Raw genomic sequence first — 16758 nt, forward strand, 5'->3', positions numbered from 1 at the left:
GGTATAGAAATACGGCCCAAACTTAAAGTGGGGCGACCCGGAACGTCCAATCGTCTGCTTGCTCTTAGGGGGCAGCCGGGCCTAGGTCGCGGCCAATCGCAGCAGGCGGATCAGTGCGTCAGGCTTGCTCAGGTAGAGCTGCACCAGGTCGGCGGTGCCCATCGCGGCCTGATGCAGGATTGTGGGCAGGTGGGTTTTGCGACCGAGCGCGCTTTGGCACTGTTCCAGGGTCTTCTGCTGCAGCCCTAACAGCATCATTGCCAAGCGCCGGTGACGCGTTGGGTCCTTCATCCAGCTGCGGACCGTGGAGGATGGGACAGGCAGGACGTTGATGGCCAGGGGATCTGGGAGGCCTAGCGTGGTCGCCAGGCTTCGCACATCCAGTGTGGTTCCGGTCGTCCATTGCTGTTCCCAATCTACTGGCATCTGCAGGCTCTGATGGATGCCGAGACGGAGTAGACCCAGATACTCAGGGCGATGCTGTCGCCACTTCAACAGGGTATGCACCGAGATGCTGGCGGATTGGGCGATGTGATGTAGCTCGTCGTTGGTCACGGTCGTCATGTCGGGCTCCCAGTTAGGCGGCGATAGAACGAAGCAAATCGTTTCGCTGCGACAGGGTCAGGTTTGCGGCGATGTTGCGCTGGGCGGCTTGCGCGTCGTGCTCCAGTTGGTCCAAAAGGTCATTGATGCGGGCAGTGGCCTGCTCACACTGGGACAGGGCCTGTCGCTGGCGTAGGCCAGGTTTCGCAGCATCCAGGGGGTCCTGGGCGGGTTGATTCAAAAGGGTCTTGGCCTGATCCACCACCAGGGCCCAGGTCTGCAATGCAGCGCGGGCTGCGGTGACGATGTCGCTAACCGCGGTGCTGATCTCGCGTTGGGCCGTTACGTGGAGGCGGAAATCGCTTCGCAGGTAGTCCGCCTGGTTTTTGGGGAGGTAGCGCTTGGCGATGTCCTGAGCGCTCGCCAGGTGGTCGGTATGCAGCGCAAGCCATAGCCCTGCCACCTTCGCTTGAGTGCCAGCGGTGGCGTCAGGGTGTTGTCCGGGCTGTCCCAGTGCAGCTGCAAACGTGTCGTGGATATGGCTGAGCAACGCCTGTTGGGCGCGGGGGAATAGCTCCGCCTTGATGGTGTTCAGGGAGGCCTCGCAGGCCTGTTTGGGGTTGTTTGTTACGGCCTGGATGGCAAGGCGGGTTTGCTGGCGCTGCGCATTGCGAATGCGGCGGATCTCCAACAGCACCTGGGACTTGTCCTGGCGGTGTTGCGCCATCGAGACGGTAAAGGGCAGGTCCAGCAACTGTTGCTGATTCAGGGCCTGGTAGTCAAAGGCGCCGATCTCATCGAACAGTTGGGTGCGGGACAGAATTGCGGTCAGCTGGCCATGGTAGTTCTGAGCGACGCTGACAACCGCATTGGCAAGCAGGTGCTCGCAAGCGCCGGTACCGGGGTAGTGGCGTACGCTGCGATGGTCGCGGCGCAGCGAACTGCCCTGGCGTCGGCTCACCCACTGATCGTGGCATTCAAGGGCGTTGTCGAGTCCGCCTCGTTGGATCCAGTCTGCCAGCATGGCGGGGGAGACATCGATGTTCTCAACATCGGAGATCTGACCCGCGTAGCGCATTGGATTGGTCTGAAGTTGCAAGCTCTGGGCTGCGTGGGTGGAGAAGCTCAGATCCTGCAGGCTGGCGGTGTGCTGGTGATCTTGGGCGAGTGCGGGTTGGGTAGAGGCCTTGTAGAAAAGCATCCGGGTGTTGCCCCGTAAGGCTTTGCCGCGCTGCATGCGGGTCACCCGCTTGGTGAACTGGGCAGAGTGTGTGCGCTTGCGGCCCTGTTGGGTGTGTGTGACGGAGATTTGCGCCTCTGCCAGGTGCGGCACGGCTTTTTTCATCGCGTGTTGGCCGCTGAAAGTGCGTTGGGCTACCTGCTGAAACAGTGCCAGGGCATCTTGCTGGTTGGCCGGCTGCTGGGCGTGATAGAGGCGCTCGCGAAATACATCGACAAGTTCGCCGAAGCGTTGGGTGGTGTGTTCGTTGATCTCTGCCCCCAGAATCTCCCAGGTGCCGTCACGGAGGCTTTTGCCGTTCAGGCGGACCTGGGCAATGGCGGGGTTATCGGGGGTGATGCACACCCACTGGGTGCCTTCGTCGTGGTACAGCGCCAGGTAGTAGCCGTCTTCCGCGGGTTCAGTGGGCTGCTCACAGTGGCTGTATTGGTACGCAAACTCTGCAGTCCACTGTAGGGGGCAGGTTGAGGAGGCGAACTCTTCGACGGCGCAATTGCGCTCAGGGTCAAACATGTCCGAGGTGCCAAGCGGGCGGCGCCAAAGGTTCAGCAGTGAAATCGGGTTGCGGGCAAACTCTGCAGGGTCCTCGTGCTGAAGAGCCGGCATCATTACCGCGTCAGGTAGCGGGGTCTGCAGGGAAATGGGGCCGTGGCGAGCGGTAAACTCATCATTGGTCTCAGGCCAGGGCAGACGCTTGCCGTTGACGGCATCGACCCAGAGTTTCAGGGGCCGGTAAGGGGCGGCTGCAACGCCATCGAGGGACCAGCGGAATGACAGCAGTACGGCATGCTCCATTGAGAACAGGCGAAACATGGGTCGGACGGCCTGGGACCGGTACATATCCAGCATACCAGCGCGGGTCTTCTCGCTGAGCAAAGGGTCGTTGAGGATGTCGGCGTAGCCTGGGTGTTGATCCAGGGTGCCGTTCTCAAGGTGCTGGCGGAAATCCGCAGCGGCATTCTGCGAGTCGACGGTCAACTGAGCTGCGTAGGCGATGATCTTGTCGAGCCAGCGGCTTTTAAGCATGTTGGGCTGCAGAGCAATGCGGTTGTAAGCGGTGGGGTCGAAGGCCCGGGCGTGAAAACCACGGGCTTCTGGGCTGGCGGACAAACGCAGCAGGAAGTCGCGCAGGCGCAGGGCGTTCTCTGCACCCAGCACGTTCCAGCGGGGGTAGCGGGTCAGAGCCTTGCCGCTGGAATCCTCGATCGGCATAGTGCAAAAGGCGCAGCCGTATCGCGCTTTGCCGTTGCAGCCGGCACTGGCGGTGGAGCCGATCACCACCTCACAGGTGTCAGCGGAGCCGTTGCCGTAGATCTCCAGCAGCACCCCCATGTGCGGCAGGAAGCTCTCGATGAGGGTGCCGCCGTGCTCCGGTTGGTATTGGGGGCGAACAACAGGATCGGTGCCGGCGAGGCTCAGGGCGTCGAACACATCGGCGGTCGCCCAGTCCTTGATGGGGGCGAGCTTGAGGATGCGGGTGTTGCTCCGGCCGGTATCGAGCTGTTCCATCTCGCCAAGCAGTTGTTCCAGGCCTTTGTCAGTCAGTCCATGGTTGCGCATCTTGCGTGTCCGGGTGTTGCCCTCCGCGGTGCGGGAGCCAACACAGCAAATGGCGGTGGCGTCAGCATAGCGCGCCATTTCAGGGTCGTGGGAGAAGCGGTTGTTCAGGCTGCGCAGGTAGCGTTCGTTGGTGGCGATTTTGAGGATCTGGCTGCAGTCCGCGCTGCGGCTAGCGTTGGGGATCAGCTTCTGGCCGCCGGCCCAGCGCACCATGTACTGGTCCTGCAGGGCAGGCTCGACCATGTCGTAATACAGGTTGATCCCGATGTGCTGGGCGTACTGCTCCAGCTTGTCACGGCAATAGGCCGGGTACATCTCCATGGGGAGGGATTCGCCGGTGGTATTCACGGTGGCGATCACCAGGGGGCGCTGCGCCTCAATCAGCGCCTCGGTAATGGCTTCGCGGTAGGCCTGAAGGCCTGCCAATTCCACCAGGGTGGAGTCTTTGCCTTGGGAGACCGGCAAGAACAGGTAGAGGTTGGGATCGTGAGCGAGCAGCGCCTTTAGGGTATCCACCAAAATCCGGTACTGGCCGAAGAGGTAGCGGTGGCGCTCGGCGGTGGCCTGGTCCAGTGCTGTGACGTCAATGGTCTGGACAGCGTGGTTTTTCAACAGTGCATCAATGCTCATGAACAATCCCCTTCCTTGATGACTCAATTATATACTTATGTATATCAATACTGCAAGAAAATTGACCGTATTGGTTACGTGAGCTGAGCCCTTAAATGCAGACCGGTCAAGGCCTTGGTGGAAGTCGCGGCGAGCATGGGGCGCTTAAGCAACAGAAAGCCATATTGTAGAAATTATTGCCGTATGGGTTTACACCAGGGCCAGTCGTTGGTAATCTCTAGGTATACAAAAGTATATCTAAGGGGGATTCGCAATGGATGCACTCGCCACCACCATCGAGCAGGGGTATGACACCTACTTGCCGCCGTCAGGCGTGGACTTAACGCTAGGCGCCTTTATGGCCCGTCAGGGTTTGTCTGAGCATCACGACATGATCATGCTGGAGGGCAGTATGAGCATGGCGGATCTGGTGGGAGGCTTCCCGGTAGAGCAAAACTCCGACGTCATTCCCGAGTACGACAAGATGCAGCGGGATGTGTCCAGCGGTGATGTGCGGACCCGGCGTCTGGACCGCTATCTGAATGACCGAACTGACTGGCTGTTGCCTCAGCTGGTGATTTTTGTGACGCAGGGGCAATTGTCCCGTGCGGTGAAAATTGGTCCGAACTTGGCCCATAGCGTGACGTTGCCGGCTGATGCTGAGCGGGTGATCTGCGATGGGCAGGGACGCCGTGTGACTGTAGCCGGGGTGCTGGCGGAGCGAGCCGCCTTCGGTGCGTTCACCATCCCGTTTAAGCTGATCATCACCAAGACCGCCCGGATCCGGGACGCCAAGCGAGTGATCTGCCAGGCCTTCGCTGATCTGAACGGCGAAGTCACCAAGCCCAACGCCAGCATCAATGGCCATTTCAATACGTCACGGCCGATGGACCGGTTGATGGATGAGCTGCTGGAAACTGAGATCGCCGATGGTAAGTGTTTGCAGGACATTACAGCCTTGAACGGGCTGATCAAGCCGGGGCAGTTGTGGACGTACAAGCAGGTTAAGGACATGGTGCTCAAGTCCAAAGGGACTACTGAGGGCAAGGCCAATGCCTTTTTGCGTGACGATGAACGGTACGCCGACTTCCTGGAGAACTGCCGGGTGTTCATCCGCCAGGTGTTCAAGGTGCTGCCGCTGGGGCAGTTGTCGGCCCAAGAGGAGCACAAGGCGGCCATCAAGGAGGCATTGTGGACCAAGTCTCTGTTCGCCTTGGCGCTGGCCTGGGTGGCGCGTTCGCTGACCGAGGATGCGCTGTTCTCCGGCAAGCTGGAGTGGGCGAAATTAGAGGGGCTGGCGAAGTTGCCGCTGCACACCCTGGATGACCCAATGTGGATTGAGGCTGGGATCAGCCTGGTCCGTGATGGGCGTGGGGATCGCCGTGTCACCATCAACAAGGGTACGGATGACGCCATCGCGCGCCTGTTGTGCCGCCATCTTCGGATCCAGCCGTCACAGGGGTTGTTCTAATGGATGTTTCATTCCACAACCTGGGCGCAGCGCGGTGCCCAGAGGCGACTCTTAAGGCACGACAGGTGATTAGGGATTTCATTGAGAACCCGGCCCTCCAGGAAAGCGAGGATTTGGTGCTGAAGTCAATTGAGCCCAATCTCGCTAAACACGTGAAGAAGGTTTTGGTGTTAGAGGATATGCCTCTGGTGCTGTTCGATAGTGAACAGAGCCCTTTGACTGACGATCAGCGCCAAGCCTTGCTGGCTGATCCGATGCAAGATGAGGATGAGGTGAAGAAGGCCACAACCGAGTACCGCCTGTGGATCAAGCGGGCTGTGCAGGTGGTGGGTTAGGGGACAACACGTAGCAGAAGGAAGTGAGAAAAATGGAACAGAACGTGATTGAAGAGGTATGGGCTAAAGCGAAGGCCTTGGCTGACAAGCCGTTAGAGTTGTTGGCCCATGTGAAGGCTAATGCCGAGGTATTGGCGGTTAATACTCAATGGTCAGGCCCGGATGAACTCGAGGTTGGTGTCGCTCTCCGTTGGGACATTGATGACCCGTACCGGGAAGAGGTGTTAGGCGTAGCAGAACTGAAGGAGGCCTACGAGCCTATTGATGTGACGCTCACTGATGTGGAGGTGGATTATTTGGTGAAGATGGCAGGCATCGGCCAGAGCTAGGCTTCACAAAGGGCAGGTGCCCGGTCAAGACCGGCACCTGCCGTTATGCGTTTAGGAACGGTCCAAAATCTGGATGATGTGGCCGTCCAGGGTTACTTTGGCTTTGGTCTGGGTGAGGATGATGGCGCCGAAGGCGTTAGAGCCGCGGTAGCGCATCTGTACCACCAGGTGATCGCCCATGTCCCAGTACACGGTCTCATCGTGTTCGTAGCTGCTTGGGTCGTTCATGGCCCGCTTGATGGCCCTCTCAAGGTTGTGGTGCGACCCGTCCCAGGCGCTGAACTGTTTCTCGATGCGCTCTTTACGCTGTGCGGCAAGTTGAGCTTCCCGTTTGGCTTGGGTGACCTTAGTGAGGTAGTGGCGGTACTTCTCCTGGTAGCGGGCGTTGTCGGGGAACATCTCAGCCAGTTCCAGGTAGCGCACCCGGTTCTCTTCCAGCTGCGCAGCCGGGATGGTTTTGAGTTCAGCCAGCAACACACTCTCCCTGGCGCGGTGCTTCTTGAGTTGTATCTGTGCAACTGCTTGATCGTTCAATGCGCTGAGTTCCGGGTCCTCGCTGTGCAGGTAGAGCTTGGCAAGGTCGATGGCCTCACCGGTGGCATCACTGTTGAGCAGGGATTCGACTTCCTGAAGTACGGCGTCTTTGTTGGCCAGGAAGTGGTCCAGATTGGCTTGCTTCATCCGTGCTTGCTCTTGGGCTTGAACTCTGGCCAGTTCGGCGTCAGCGGCGCGCTGCTTGGCTTGCTCTGACTGGGTAAGGATGACGGCTGATGTGATGAATAGGCCGAAGGCGATAAAGGCGCGGTTTGTTGGTGAGAGGGTCCAGTTGGTTTTTTGGAACACAAACGCTCTAACTTGCGGAATGAACAGCAGGGCTGCTGCGGCCATGGGTACCGCTGATAGAGGGGTCTGGATCCCCAAAGTCAGGGCCAGGAACAGGAAAAATAGGGCGGTGACCCAACCTAGGGCCTTCATCATAAAATCCATCATGCGCTCCCTGCGTTGTGATGATTAGTGGCTTTTTTACAGTTACTTGCGAAATGATGTTAACCGAGATGGCGGCGGGTTGGTATCCCTGGTGAGGAGTGAGGAAAGCGGTCGTGGTGAAAATTTGCACAATCACCTAGAAAAAGCGATACTGTACATCCATACAGTTGTGCGGGGGGTGTTATGAAAAGCAGCTTTCAGCAATGCCAAGAGCGGTTGGCTTGGTCTGATGACCGGTTGGTTAATCGCGCTGCCAGTAGTGCCCTGTACTGGGTGGTAGAGCACGATAAGCCGGTGGCGGAGCAGGTGATGGCCCAGTCTCGCCGGTACCGGGTTTGTCATCTGGCAGTGGAGCGTGTGTTGTTGCCGGCGGTACCCAAGGCTAAGCGACGCAGCCCTCAACGGCGGTTGCCTGGGGTGTCGCCGACCGCTTGGTCCGTGTACCGAGACCGCGGCCAGGCCAATATCGCGAACCTTCGTAAAATGCTGGCGGACCAGCAGCACCACCGGGGTTAGCGCCCAGGGTGCAGGCCAGTGCCTGCTGAGGCGGCCTGGCGCTGCACTGCGGCGGTGTAGCCTGCCAGTGTGTCAGGTTCAAGTTGAGCTTCTTCAATCAGCCCATCCAGTGACTCTATGAGCAGGCTGCTGGCGGCCCCGACATCGTACTCGCTGAAATCGTACTCGCGCTCTTTCAAATCCACTTCAAGAACGCCGGCATCGACCAGCGCTGATTTGACCATCTCTAAAACGCCGATGACGCTCTCGTCGTACAGATCATGATCTGTGTTGGCGCTGAAGGGGTCCTCCTCTCGCAGTTGCTGACCAGCCACCTCCAAGTATCGGTCAATCGGCAGCGTGACCAGATGCTCGTCGTCATGGCCGTTACGCACCACGCGACACCCGGTGGCCTTCTCAAAGGCTTTGATGGCTTTGTCGACGTCTTCCGTAATGGCAGCGTTCCGCTGGGCTGTAATGCCTTCTATGTGGGCGTCCTGCAGGGCCCAGGCTAGGGTGTCGCGGTGTTCCCACTGGGTGAGATCTGGGGTGTCACCGGTGCTGGCGCCGTTGAGCGCGTTGATCAGTTCCTCTGGGTCATTCACCAGAGCCCATGCCGTCGGGCCGGGGTTGCGCTCGGGTTCGCACTGTTCAATGGCCTGGCTCAGCAACAGCATCAGACTGGCCTGGCGTTCTGGGCTGGCCTTCAGTGCTTCGCGCAGGATCTCGACCTTGGTGTCATCGTCCTCTGGGAGGCAATCGGGGTCAATGCAACCGTGCATTGGGTTGCCAGGATCCGGAACCAGTGATTTGGCTTGGCTGGCCATCTCCTTCAGTTCGTAGGTCTTGGCGAACTCCGCCAGGTGCCGGCTGCTATCCAATACCACCTCTGGGGTGCTGGTCTCTGCTTGAAGGCTGGGGTCCAGCAGGTATTCACTGATTTCGCTGAGGGTGCGTTGCCGGGTGATGGGCAGGTTGAGTTGGCTTTTGAGTTGATCGGAGTAGGGGATCAGCTGGGGTTTGTCCCGGAACAGGCTGTCGAGGATATGCTTGGGCAGGTCGATGGGTTGGCAATCGGCCTCGCGTTTGTGGCTTTGGGAGAAATCATAGGCGCTGATCAGGTCGGAGCGGTACACGTCGCAGATCCGCTGGGCCATGGCGAGGCGCTCCGGGTTGTCGGGGTCGTCGCTAATCAGGCTCAGAGGGTGCTGGTTCGAGCGGCCTTTGCACTCAAGTACTGTCTGACTGCTCTCGTCGTAGAGGAAGGTCACGTGTGCCTGGCAGTGGCCATCGTCGCGGCGGTGTTGCAGGCTGAGCAAGTGTTCCCCTTGGGTATTAGCGGGGCCCCCGCAGTGATCCATGTGGGCCGCTTCGCGTTCACGCAGGTGAGGATCCGTTGAGCCATTAGCGCCACGCAGGGAGCACAGCACCCAGCCATCGCCAAGGTCCAAGATTGGGTTGCCGTAGTTTGGGACGTAGCCCATCTGCTGTGCTTTGTGGGCAGCTTCCAGGTTGGATTGTAGCTCGTCTGCCTGATATGCCGTCATACCTGAAAAGTCGAGCAGCGGGATGGCGCCACGGCGGCTAACATAGGTGTTGAAAGCGTGCGCAAGGTTGCTGAGAAACGTGCTCCAGGTCGGGACTGGGCCGGGGGGCGTTTTTGTCCCTTGGCCAGGCTGTCCTGCGTAGAGTTTGTCCATTCGCTGCAGGTGGCGGATATGGCGCTTGGGTAACAGGTCTTTGCCTTCAGCCGGTAGCGGTGCATCGTCGGCAATGGGATAGCCCAACTGGGAGAGCATCTGCCGAGCCTGGCGCTCATTATTGCCGGAGGAGAGCAGGACCTGATCCAGCTGCTGCAGTTGTTGCCTGGCCAAGTGGTAACGCAGGTGCTTTGCAGCCCAGAGGGCGTTATGGGTGTGGGTATGAATGTGCTGATGGCTGTGCGAGTCGAAGTGGTTGTACTGCTTGGTGTAGAGCAGCAGTGCATCGAGCATCTCATCAAACTGGTGTTCTTGGTGTGGCGTTCGGCAGAGATCGGACACCATGCTGCGGATCTGACGGCGTACTGTCGGTGTTTTTCGGGTTTTGCGCATGCTGTGGGCACCCAATACGGAAAGGTTAATGCATATAAATATTGTACCTCTGCAAAAGGTCAGGTTGGTGCCTCCGGGTCGCATCACCCGAGTTTGTGGCCGGGGGTTGGATGGGGGGGCTGCGTAAATGTTGTTTAAGCCGGAATTCTCACTGTTAACACATCGGGCCAATTCCTAAGGTCTGTTGTAAATGACCTCTACTACGATACGAGGTCAATGTTTTTTAGAGCATCTAAGGATAGAGCGATTGCTGACTTGCGGCGTGTAGGCAGAAATCTAGACATGATTGGAGAATGAATGTTACTGGTGTGATTCAAGACAACCCCGTAGTGTTTGCTTGGCTGGGATGACAGGTCGCCATTGTTGTCGCCATTGATCGGCTTATCTGGGTCTTTCGCCAGGGGCCCTGCCAGCGGTTCTGGGTTAAGTTCTTGGGCGGCTCACCGAGTTGGGCTGGAAAGATCGGGGGTCATCTCGATGTGCAGGTCTTTGCTTACCCTTGTTATCAATGCATTCAGGGCCTTAAAGGGAACCTGAAACTCGTTATAAGCTTCACTCATGGTGCTTGGTTCGCAAGTCCAGTATGCACAGGTTTCCATTTCATCGGGCGTCATTTCCTGGTCGTAAGTGTCACAGCGGGCGAAAATCTGCTCTGGCGTGTGCAAGCCTGTGATGTCGAACAATAGGCCAGATTTTGGTTCTTTGACCGCGTAATGTACGTTGGGTTCTAGTTCTGGGTTGTACCACTCCAACTCCACCATCTCCCAGCCCAAGAGTTTGTGGGCGGCGTATGCAAAGTCCTGGCACGCGAATTGGCAAAACAAGAAATCCAATGCGTCATCCGATTTCATCTTGGTCAGATAGTTTGCGGGCACTGGTAGGACAGGGTGTTTGCTATAGGTGCTGATAATAAGATCGGCGACCGGATCGTCGGCGACAGTCTTGTTGTCCACCCCCATGGTCCTCTCCCCATACCCATGGTCACTCAGCCACTTTCGAACCATGGCTTTTTCTTGGGCAGAGGGTTTACTCCAATTGGGTGCCCGACCACGCCAATAGTTGAAAAAATCGCACGATCTCACTCCTTCTAGCGGCACACCAAAATAGGCCGAATGAACGTCCTTGCAGGGCTCAACAACCCGCCCCTGCTTATCAATAATCCAGCTGTGACGAAACCATTCGCCGTCATGGAGGCGGGCAAATCCTGTGTACAGTCTGTCGCCAATGGATTTGTCGTTTTCGAACTCAAAAATAGTGCCTTGATGGCACAGGCCGGGCGGGTGATCGCAGACAAAACTATTTGCTGGATCTGGTTCGAACAGTTCGCCATGGCCCATCAGTCCGGTTAAATGTGGATCGGAGCAAATGGTGTCTGTGCACTGTTCAATAAGAGAGTCCAGCTTGATTTGATCGTCTTTCATCGAGTTCCTCCGGCAAGGAAGCTGGCCGCTTTAGTGCGGGGGGATCTTGCGGGCTTTGTAAGCGATATTAGGGCCCAGTCAGAACGGCTAACTTACACAATTATTGTACCGCCCGAATGAGCCAGGTTGGCGTACCCTAATGACATCAACCTGGCTGTTGGGTAGCTAGTTGTAGTGGTTGTCAGGGCACGGGGCGCTGTGGCGCTTTTGCAGTGTTTGTGCAAATCGTTTAGCGCGTTCTGGGTCAATGGACTGTTCCGCCAAATGCTGTGTCATCAGTTCGCTTCCGGTCCGGGAAGCGGTCTCGCTGCAGTAGCCAACAAAGGGGCCATCTAAGCTGGTATCGGCAAACTTAAGGTCCTTGGCATGGGTACCTTTACGCAGCGCGTTCTCGACCATGTAAAAGGCGCCCTGGGGGCCTTCGTACATCATTTCGTGAGGCCAGCCGATGTTGAAGTAGCTGAGGTCTTGGTTGTTGATAAGCTTGGTGGCCATCTTGAAGAACTTATCGAGGGGCAATGTCAGCTGGAAGGCTTGATCGGGCCCGTGACGCAGTAGTCGGCACCCGGTGTCCTTCTGAAACTGGGCCAATGTCTCCTCGATGCCCTTTTCTAGGCAGACCAATGCGCCTTGTTCTCGTCCGCGGTGGTGAGCCTCATCCAAGATCTGTAGCCAATCTTGTCCCTGGGTAAACCCGGTCAGGTCTGGAGCGGTGCCGTAGCTGTTGCCGGCCAAAGCGGCGAGCAGCACCTTGGGCTGTTCAAGCAGGAGTCGGGCGGTTTTGCCTGAGGGGCTGTGTTGATCGGCCTCGGGAAGGGCCTCGATGTGATCTGCCAAGCACAGCAGCATGGCGCTTTTCACATTGGGGTCGCTGCACAGGTGCTGCAGCAGGCGCACCTGTTCCTGGTGGCTTGGCGCGACGCGTTCGCGCTCTACCTTGCCGGCTATCAGGTCTTCCGCCCACCCTTCGAGGATAGGCATCTCAAACTGTTCCCCCAGTGCCATGAGGTTGTCGCCGCTGGCCATGACTAACTCAGGCACGTCGGGGTTGGCCTGAAGGGCGGGGTCTAGCTTTCGCTTGCTCAGTGCGGCCAGGGTGTGTTGCTGCAGGTAGTCTTGCTTGAGGCCGTGCTCGATAAGCCCACTGTAAGTGAACAGTTCTGGCTTCTCAGCAAACAGCTGATTGGCCAACTCCGGAGGCAGCTTGTAGGGAGTAACATCGTGCTCCGCTTGGTGGCTGTCCTCGAAGTCACAGCCATTCACCAGGGCGCTGCGGTACACGGTGAAGATCCGGTAGGCCATAGCCTGGCGGTCTGGGTGGTTTTTTTGGGGACTGATCCAATCCAGTGCGTTTTGGTTGCTGGGTCCCTTGGCCTCAAGTACGGTGCCGTTGGAGTACTTGAAGGTAACGTGGGGCCGGCATTTGTCGCCTTTGCGGTGTTGCAGGCTCAGCGGATAGACGCCGGGCTCGTCGGTTGGGCCGGCGCAGTGGTTCATGTACTTGGCTTCGTTGTGGTGCCATTGGGGGTTTGGTAATCCGTTCTCGCCCTCCAGTGAGGCGATCACCCAGCCGTCTCCGAGATCGAGAAGGGGTGTCCCGTACGCTTCGACATAGTCGGCATAGCGATCGGAAAACCGGTCCTCCATGGCGTACTGCTTGGCCTGGGCGGTGTCGTAGGGCATACGGCCGAAGTCCAGCTTGGGGATTTCGCCACGCCAGGCGATATCTAGTTCTGAGAGATGCTTCAGGAAGGCCTTAACCTCGTCCCAATCCGGTACCGACTCCAGGTCACCATGGCGCAGGGTCATGCGATGATAGAAGCGCTGATGCCGCTTGGGCAAGGCTTGGATCGGGTGGGTGGGGAGTGGTGCGTTAAGGTTGTACTCCTCAAAGACCGAAGCCAGGAGTTGGTGCTTGTGCGAGTCATCAGCAATGCGCTTGCCCAGTACCGTCTGGACGTAGCGCAGGTTCTTAGTGATGATCTCATGGCGCAGGTACTGGGCGGCCCAGAGCGCGCGGTGGCGAGAACTGTCCTGCCGACAGACCTGCCCATTGTGGTCAAAACGCCGGGACGCGGTTAGCTCAAGGATCTCATCCACCTGGCTGTTGATGTAATCTCGGGAAACTCGGCGGCCGGCAAGGCCTCGGAAAAGGGCGGAGACTTCCTGGCGAACGGTGGGTGTGCGGCGCTTAGACGGCATGATGGGGCCTTTGAGTGAGCTTAAAGGTCATATAAATATTGTACCTAGGTGCTACTCAGTCAGTGTGGAAAAGCAGCATGGCGGGCTTGTGATTGTCGAGTTGATATCGAACAATGGCGCTGTTGGGAAGGTGTCCCCGGCAATCACTCAGGTGGCCAGGTTCGGCATAGCGATAACCAAGACAAGGGAGTTAATCTGCAATGGGAAGTGGCAAGGGTTTGAGCAAGGGTGACAGGACGGCCGTAAAGTTACTGCTTGTGGGGTTTGTGCTGTTTTACCTGGTGGCGTTGGTGGCCTACAACATCAGCTTGGTCCGCTTTCATCAGGACCTAGGATTTGACCTTATAGCTGATCCGTTGTCCCGGAACGGCCATCCCAATTGGGGGAATTCGGTAACTGTGATGGATCTGGCTTCCGACGTGGGACGCTCGGCGACTCTGGGCGGCTTTTGCCCAAACGTGGTGTCGGAGAGTGGCGAGGTTAACGTAACGGTCGTAGATGACGGCATGGTCTGTTGCGATGTGGGTGCCAAACAGAAGCTGATCCCATATCGAGACGATGAAGAAGCCGGCTTGCGTCATTACCTTTGTGGTTTCTGGCCAATGCTGGATCGGGTGTCACAGCCATTGGCTCAGGTTCGGTACGGCAGATGATAACGGCCAAAGCGATCGGGTGAGGTAGGTTGCTTGGATTGAATAGAGGCGAACGTGTCTAACGAGAGAGTCCTGTCAGCATCTTCTGCCAAGTTTTGTCTGATGGCATGGCTGGCCAGTCACCCAGAACAGCAGGTCTTTCTGGTAAGGGATCTGCTGCAAAAGTCTGGGAGAAGGGGGCTTCGGCAGCAACTTGGCCAAGCAGAGTTATGTGGGGTGCTGCAGGCGGTCGGGAGCGGAGTCTTCGCGCGGGTCCGTCGTAACAGGATCAACGGCCAGGTAATGTATGAGCACCCTGGTGGAAGGGATGGCCTGTTGATTGAGGTGCTTGACTGCCTGGGCGTGCCTTGGCGCTACGAGGGTCTAACGGCGGAATACCTGGAAGGTCGAAGTTCACAGGTGCCGGCGCAATGTGAGATCCGAGTGCTGGGTCCAATCCCCAGAAAGCTCTGGCTTTAACGCCGGCATGCGTCTAAGGCTACCCTTATCCAAGAAATACAGCCAGAGCAGGGGGATCAAATTGGCGGCTTGCTGCGGGCAATAGTGGAATTTGAGAACCCATTGCTAGTCTTCGGGGTGTGCGGAGGAACTTCGTCACGTGTTGCCGCTGAAGTTGGCAACAATCCGCTGCGTCGTTCGAGAGGCGGGCTTGGAAAGCGAGACATGGATCGAGCCTAGCTTAAGCTGGTGAGCTAGGGTCCGGTATTGGTTCGCCAGGAGCATGCTAAAGAGGCGTCTGCCTGGGTGCCTGCCGAGTACGTGAAGTTCGATACAGCTGAAGTAACGAAAGCCGCCGTGGCTGAAGACAACTGGGGCGGCCAGGCGCAGATCCATAAAGAATTCCATCGGCTCCATCCCCCCTTTCACCTTTTTACCGGGTGACTGAGCACGAAGGTGCTGGTCACTTTGGCGCAGTGCAACCGTAGTGGCGGGCGTCTGTTTGAGGTCGAATCGATCGCGCAGGTGAACGAGCTTAGCGCGGTTCAGGATCTCTTCCAGTGCGTAGCCGGCTATGGGTTGCGATTGCTCGGCAAACCGGTCTCGGGTTCTGGGCAGGTTTAGGTGCTGGCGCATTGTGGGTCCATCCTGAGCAATGGTTGGGCAGAGGGTCATCATGGCCTAGGAGCAAAGCGGATTCCAGATGAGGAGCGAGGTTGTCAGCTTGCCCCATCGAGAAAATAGCGCCAGAACGGGCACTTCAGGTGATGCGATTCCCTGAGTGCAAGCCATTGGGTCTTGTACTGCTTCTGGGGATCGCTAGGCAACCCCGCGGGGAGCGTCCGGGTCTTGAACCGGGTACGGTACTCCCTGGCAGTGGTGATCCCTAGGGGCCGAGCCAGGCGTGCGGCTTCCTCCAGTGGGAGCAGGGCCTGTGCAGTGCCCAACAGTGCATCCCAGCTGGTGAATCCATCGAGCAACTCAGGATCGACCGGAAAGCCATGTTGCAGTGCCAGCTGGTACCACTGGTCCCGGTTCGTTGCGGTGTTCTCCCTGGCCAGGGCTTGGCCTTGTTCGATGCTGCGGCGGGGGGTAGCGGGCTCAGGCGCGTGGGTGAAGTCGTCCCAGCCGGTCCAGTCCCCTCGACGGCTGTAGTAGTCCGCCGGGTGGGTCGGCAGTTGTGTTGCGATTGGGTCCTGCCAATGCAGCAAGGCCTTGTACTGCCGTGCCGAGGTCACCCCTTTGGCTTGGACAAGCTTGGCGGCGTCGCTGTAAGGCAGCAAGGCAGTGGAGCGGTTACGTCGAGTGGTCAAAGCGGATTATCTGCCATTGCTGCGGCTGGTACTGAAGCCGAGGGAATAACGGTCGTGCCAAAGCCGGTGAGGCCATCCGCCGAGAAAATCGGGGTGGAACAAGTTGGGCGCTGGCTGGCGGTCATTGCGTTGGTCGTTGTGGCCCTGGCGATGGGCTTCCGAGTGGATAAAGCGTTCAAGCTGATCGGCCATGGTTTTGTCGAAGGCGTCACTTGAGGCGCCTGACCAGGCGGGTTCACCGATGTGGTTGTCGGAATAGTGCGGTGCGGCATCAGCCGTGCCGGTGCGGGACAGGATCCCCATATTCGTAGCTCTCCGGGTGGGCCGGGCATTGGCTTAGCCAAGGGGCTGTCACCGGCGCCAGCAATGTTCATACGTCAACGTGGCCAACGTTATCATTGGCTTGGGGGTGGTGCCAGCGGGATAGGCGTGAAATTTGAGCCTACGTTGCTGATGTGGTTGTGAGTAGGGGCGATCGTTTGGGTGGCAAAAGATCCTTGATGCCCGCCGGCAAAGATCGGATCATGCCGGTGACACCATTTTCCTGACTGAGTCCAATGCGCACCACTCAAACCACCAGTCTTTACCTGCCTAACGGCCGCGGCATCAACGAAGGCCCAGTGATCGCCTTTGTAGCGAAAGAGGCGGTAGCTGCTTGCGGTTCCAAGCTGGCGGCGGCGGAGAAGCTCGGGATCACTCGTCCCACTCTGGATAAGCTGTTGCGCAATGAGTTAAGTGTCACCACTCGGACCCTGGCCGGTTTTGAGGCGGTTCTGCCCTGGGCCCGGTTTGGCGTATTCACCAAAGCGGATGCGGATCCCTTGCTGGTTAGGCTAACCAAAGAGGCGGAGCATTCTATCGAGCGGTTCATCGGGATGCACCGTGCAGCGCTCAATATGGGTGTGAATGAGTACGCCCGCACTGTCAATGTGAGCTCCGCCACCATAGTACGTACCGAAGGGCCGGTGGAGTGCTATTACAAGATCGCCCTGGTCTATGACATCTGCCGCGCCGTCCCTGGTTTGCGGTATGGGATCTTGCCGGCTTACTGAAAGTCTATCCTTTGGTC

Annotated in this window: 15 protein-coding genes; 6 read left to right on the top strand and 9 right to left on the bottom strand. The window is 58.1% G+C overall.

All coding sequences use genetic code 11. The annotated features are described in order from the left end of the window. Positions 1-81: 81 nt before the first annotated feature. Positions 82-564: a hypothetical protein gene (locus tag BUC04_RS08435; RefSeq protein WP_067655888.1), complete on the bottom strand. Its 483-nt coding sequence runs from the start codon at positions 562-564 to the stop codon at positions 82-84. A gap of 13 nt (positions 565-577) precedes the next feature. Next, positions 578-3973, bottom strand: coding sequence for an adenine nucleotide alpha hydrolase family protein (locus tag BUC04_RS08440; RefSeq protein WP_073325767.1), 3396 nt, complete (start codon positions 3971-3973; stop codon positions 578-580). Between the two features lie 253 nt (positions 3974-4226). Between BUC04_RS08440 and BUC04_RS08445 the strand changes: the two genes are divergently transcribed. Genes BUC04_RS08445 through BUC04_RS08455 form a run of 3 tightly spaced genes read left to right on the top strand, consistent with a single transcriptional unit; the run spans position 4227 to position 6087 of the window. Continuing rightward, complete coding sequence (locus BUC04_RS08445; RefSeq protein ID WP_067655882.1) at positions 4227-5423, top strand: DGQHR domain-containing protein; 1197 nt, start codon at positions 4227-4229, stop codon at positions 5421-5423. Further along, complete coding sequence (locus tag BUC04_RS08450) at positions 5423-5758, top strand: hypothetical protein (RefSeq protein WP_067655878.1); 336 nt, start codon at positions 5423-5425, stop codon at positions 5756-5758. Before BUC04_RS08445 ends, BUC04_RS08450 begins: the two co-directional genes overlap by 1 nt. A gap of 32 nt (positions 5759-5790) precedes the next feature. After that, positions 5791-6087: a hypothetical protein gene (locus BUC04_RS08455; RefSeq protein ID WP_067655875.1), complete on the top strand. Its 297-nt coding sequence runs from the start codon at positions 5791-5793 to the stop codon at positions 6085-6087. A 51-nt stretch (positions 6088-6138) separates the two neighbouring features. Here the strand turns inward: BUC04_RS08455 and BUC04_RS08460 are convergent, their stop codons facing one another. Next, a complete protein-coding gene (locus BUC04_RS08460) occupies positions 6139-7074 on the bottom strand; it encodes a hypothetical protein (protein WP_067655872.1) in 936 nt (311 codons plus the stop codon). 183 nt (positions 7075-7257) lie between these two features. On the opposite strand from BUC04_RS08460, the gene BUC04_RS08465 reads away from it, so the two are divergent. Beyond that, on the top strand, positions 7258-7590 hold the full coding sequence (locus BUC04_RS08465) for a hypothetical protein (RefSeq protein ID WP_067655869.1): 333 nt from the start codon (positions 7258-7260) through the stop codon (positions 7588-7590). On the opposite strand, the gene BUC04_RS08470 is transcribed toward BUC04_RS08465, so the two are convergent. The 3 genes from BUC04_RS08470 to BUC04_RS08485 all read right to left on the bottom strand — a co-directional run bounded on the left by BUC04_RS08470 (position 7587) and on the right by BUC04_RS08485 (position 13285). Next, entirely contained in the window at positions 7587-9662 is a 2076-nt protein-coding gene (locus BUC04_RS08470) for a hypothetical protein (protein ID WP_143165612.1), read from the bottom strand. The two genes, BUC04_RS08465 and BUC04_RS08470, sit on opposite strands and share 4 nt — an antisense overlap. A 440-nt stretch (positions 9663-10102) precedes the next feature. After that, the gene (locus BUC04_RS23620) at positions 10103-11083 is read right to left on the bottom strand and encodes a hypothetical protein (RefSeq protein ID WP_143165613.1); all 981 of its coding nucleotides are present in this window, start codon (positions 11081-11083) and stop codon (positions 10103-10105) included. A gap of 165 nt (positions 11084-11248) precedes the next feature. Continuing rightward, positions 11249-13285, bottom strand: coding sequence for a hypothetical protein (locus BUC04_RS08485; protein ID WP_067655857.1), 2037 nt, complete (start codon positions 13283-13285; stop codon positions 11249-11251). A gap of 200 nt (positions 13286-13485) precedes the next feature. Between BUC04_RS08485 and BUC04_RS08490 the strand changes: the two genes are divergently transcribed. Then, positions 13486-13938 (top strand): hypothetical protein, encoded by a 453-nt coding sequence (locus BUC04_RS08490; RefSeq protein WP_067655855.1) that lies wholly within the window; start codon positions 13486-13488, stop codon positions 13936-13938. A 594-nt stretch (positions 13939-14532) separates the two neighbouring features. Here BUC04_RS08490 and BUC04_RS08500 read toward each other — a convergent pair. The 3 genes from BUC04_RS08500 to BUC04_RS08510 all read right to left on the bottom strand — a co-directional run bounded on the left by BUC04_RS08500 (position 14533) and on the right by BUC04_RS08510 (position 15992). Continuing rightward, a complete protein-coding gene (locus BUC04_RS08500; protein WP_073325769.1) occupies positions 14533-15012 on the bottom strand; it encodes a hypothetical protein in 480 nt (159 codons plus the stop codon). Positions 15013-15095: 83 nt separating this feature from the next. Then, positions 15096-15689, bottom strand: coding sequence for a hypothetical protein (locus BUC04_RS08505; protein ID WP_073325771.1), 594 nt, complete (start codon positions 15687-15689; stop codon positions 15096-15098). 6 nt (positions 15690-15695) lie between these two features. Beyond that, positions 15696-15992, bottom strand: coding sequence for a hypothetical protein (locus BUC04_RS08510; RefSeq protein WP_067655843.1), 297 nt, complete (start codon positions 15990-15992; stop codon positions 15696-15698). A gap of 254 nt (positions 15993-16246) precedes the next feature. Here BUC04_RS08510 and BUC04_RS08515 point away from each other — a divergent pair, with 254 nt between their 5' ends. Then, entirely contained in the window at positions 16247-16741 is a 495-nt protein-coding gene (locus BUC04_RS08515) for a hypothetical protein (RefSeq protein WP_067655840.1), read from the top strand. Positions 16742-16758: the final 17 nt, after the last annotated feature.

It is taken from the genome of Ferrimonas marina (assembly GCF_900129905.1).
GTDB classification, from domain to species: domain Bacteria; phylum Pseudomonadota; class Gammaproteobacteria; order Enterobacterales; family Shewanellaceae; genus Ferrimonas; species Ferrimonas marina.

Coding starts and splice junctions, on each gene's coding strand:
- BUC04_RS08465 (WP_067655869.1), top strand. CDS start 7,258: ATGAAAAGCAGCTTTCAGCAATGCCAAGAGCGGTTGGCTTGGTCTGAT.
- BUC04_RS08515 (WP_067655840.1), top strand. CDS start 16,247: ATGCGCACCACTCAAACCACCAGTCTTTACCTGCCTAACGGCCGCGGC.
- BUC04_RS08510 (WP_067655843.1), bottom strand. CDS start 15,992: ATGGGGATCCTGTCCCGCACCGGCACGGCTGATGCCGCACCGCACTAT.
- BUC04_RS08455 (WP_067655875.1), top strand. CDS start 5,791: ATGGAACAGAACGTGATTGAAGAGGTATGGGCTAAAGCGAAGGCCTTG.
- BUC04_RS08440 (WP_073325767.1), bottom strand. CDS start 3,973: ATGAGCATTGATGCACTGTTGAAAAACCACGCTGTCCAGACCATTGAC.
- BUC04_RS08485 (WP_067655857.1), bottom strand. CDS start 13,285: ATGCCGTCTAAGCGCCGCACACCCACCGTTCGCCAGGAAGTCTCCGCC.
- BUC04_RS08460 (WP_067655872.1), bottom strand. CDS start 7,074: ATGGATTTTATGATGAAGGCCCTAGGTTGGGTCACCGCCCTATTTTTC.
- BUC04_RS08450 (WP_067655878.1), top strand. CDS start 5,423: ATGGATGTTTCATTCCACAACCTGGGCGCAGCGCGGTGCCCAGAGGCG.
- BUC04_RS08470 (WP_143165612.1), bottom strand. CDS start 9,662: ATGCGCAAAACCCGAAAAACACCGACAGTACGCCGTCAGATCCGCAGC.
- BUC04_RS08445 (WP_067655882.1), top strand. CDS start 4,227: ATGGATGCACTCGCCACCACCATCGAGCAGGGGTATGACACCTACTTG.
- BUC04_RS23620 (WP_143165613.1), bottom strand. CDS start 11,083: ATGAAAGACGATCAAATCAAGCTGGACTCTCTTATTGAACAGTGCACA.
- BUC04_RS08500 (WP_073325769.1), bottom strand. CDS start 15,012: ATGCGCCAGCACCTAAACCTGCCCAGAACCCGAGACCGGTTTGCCGAG.
- BUC04_RS08435 (WP_067655888.1), bottom strand. CDS start 564: ATGACGACCGTGACCAACGACGAGCTACATCACATCGCCCAATCCGCC.
- BUC04_RS08490 (WP_067655855.1), top strand. CDS start 13,486: ATGGGAAGTGGCAAGGGTTTGAGCAAGGGTGACAGGACGGCCGTAAAG.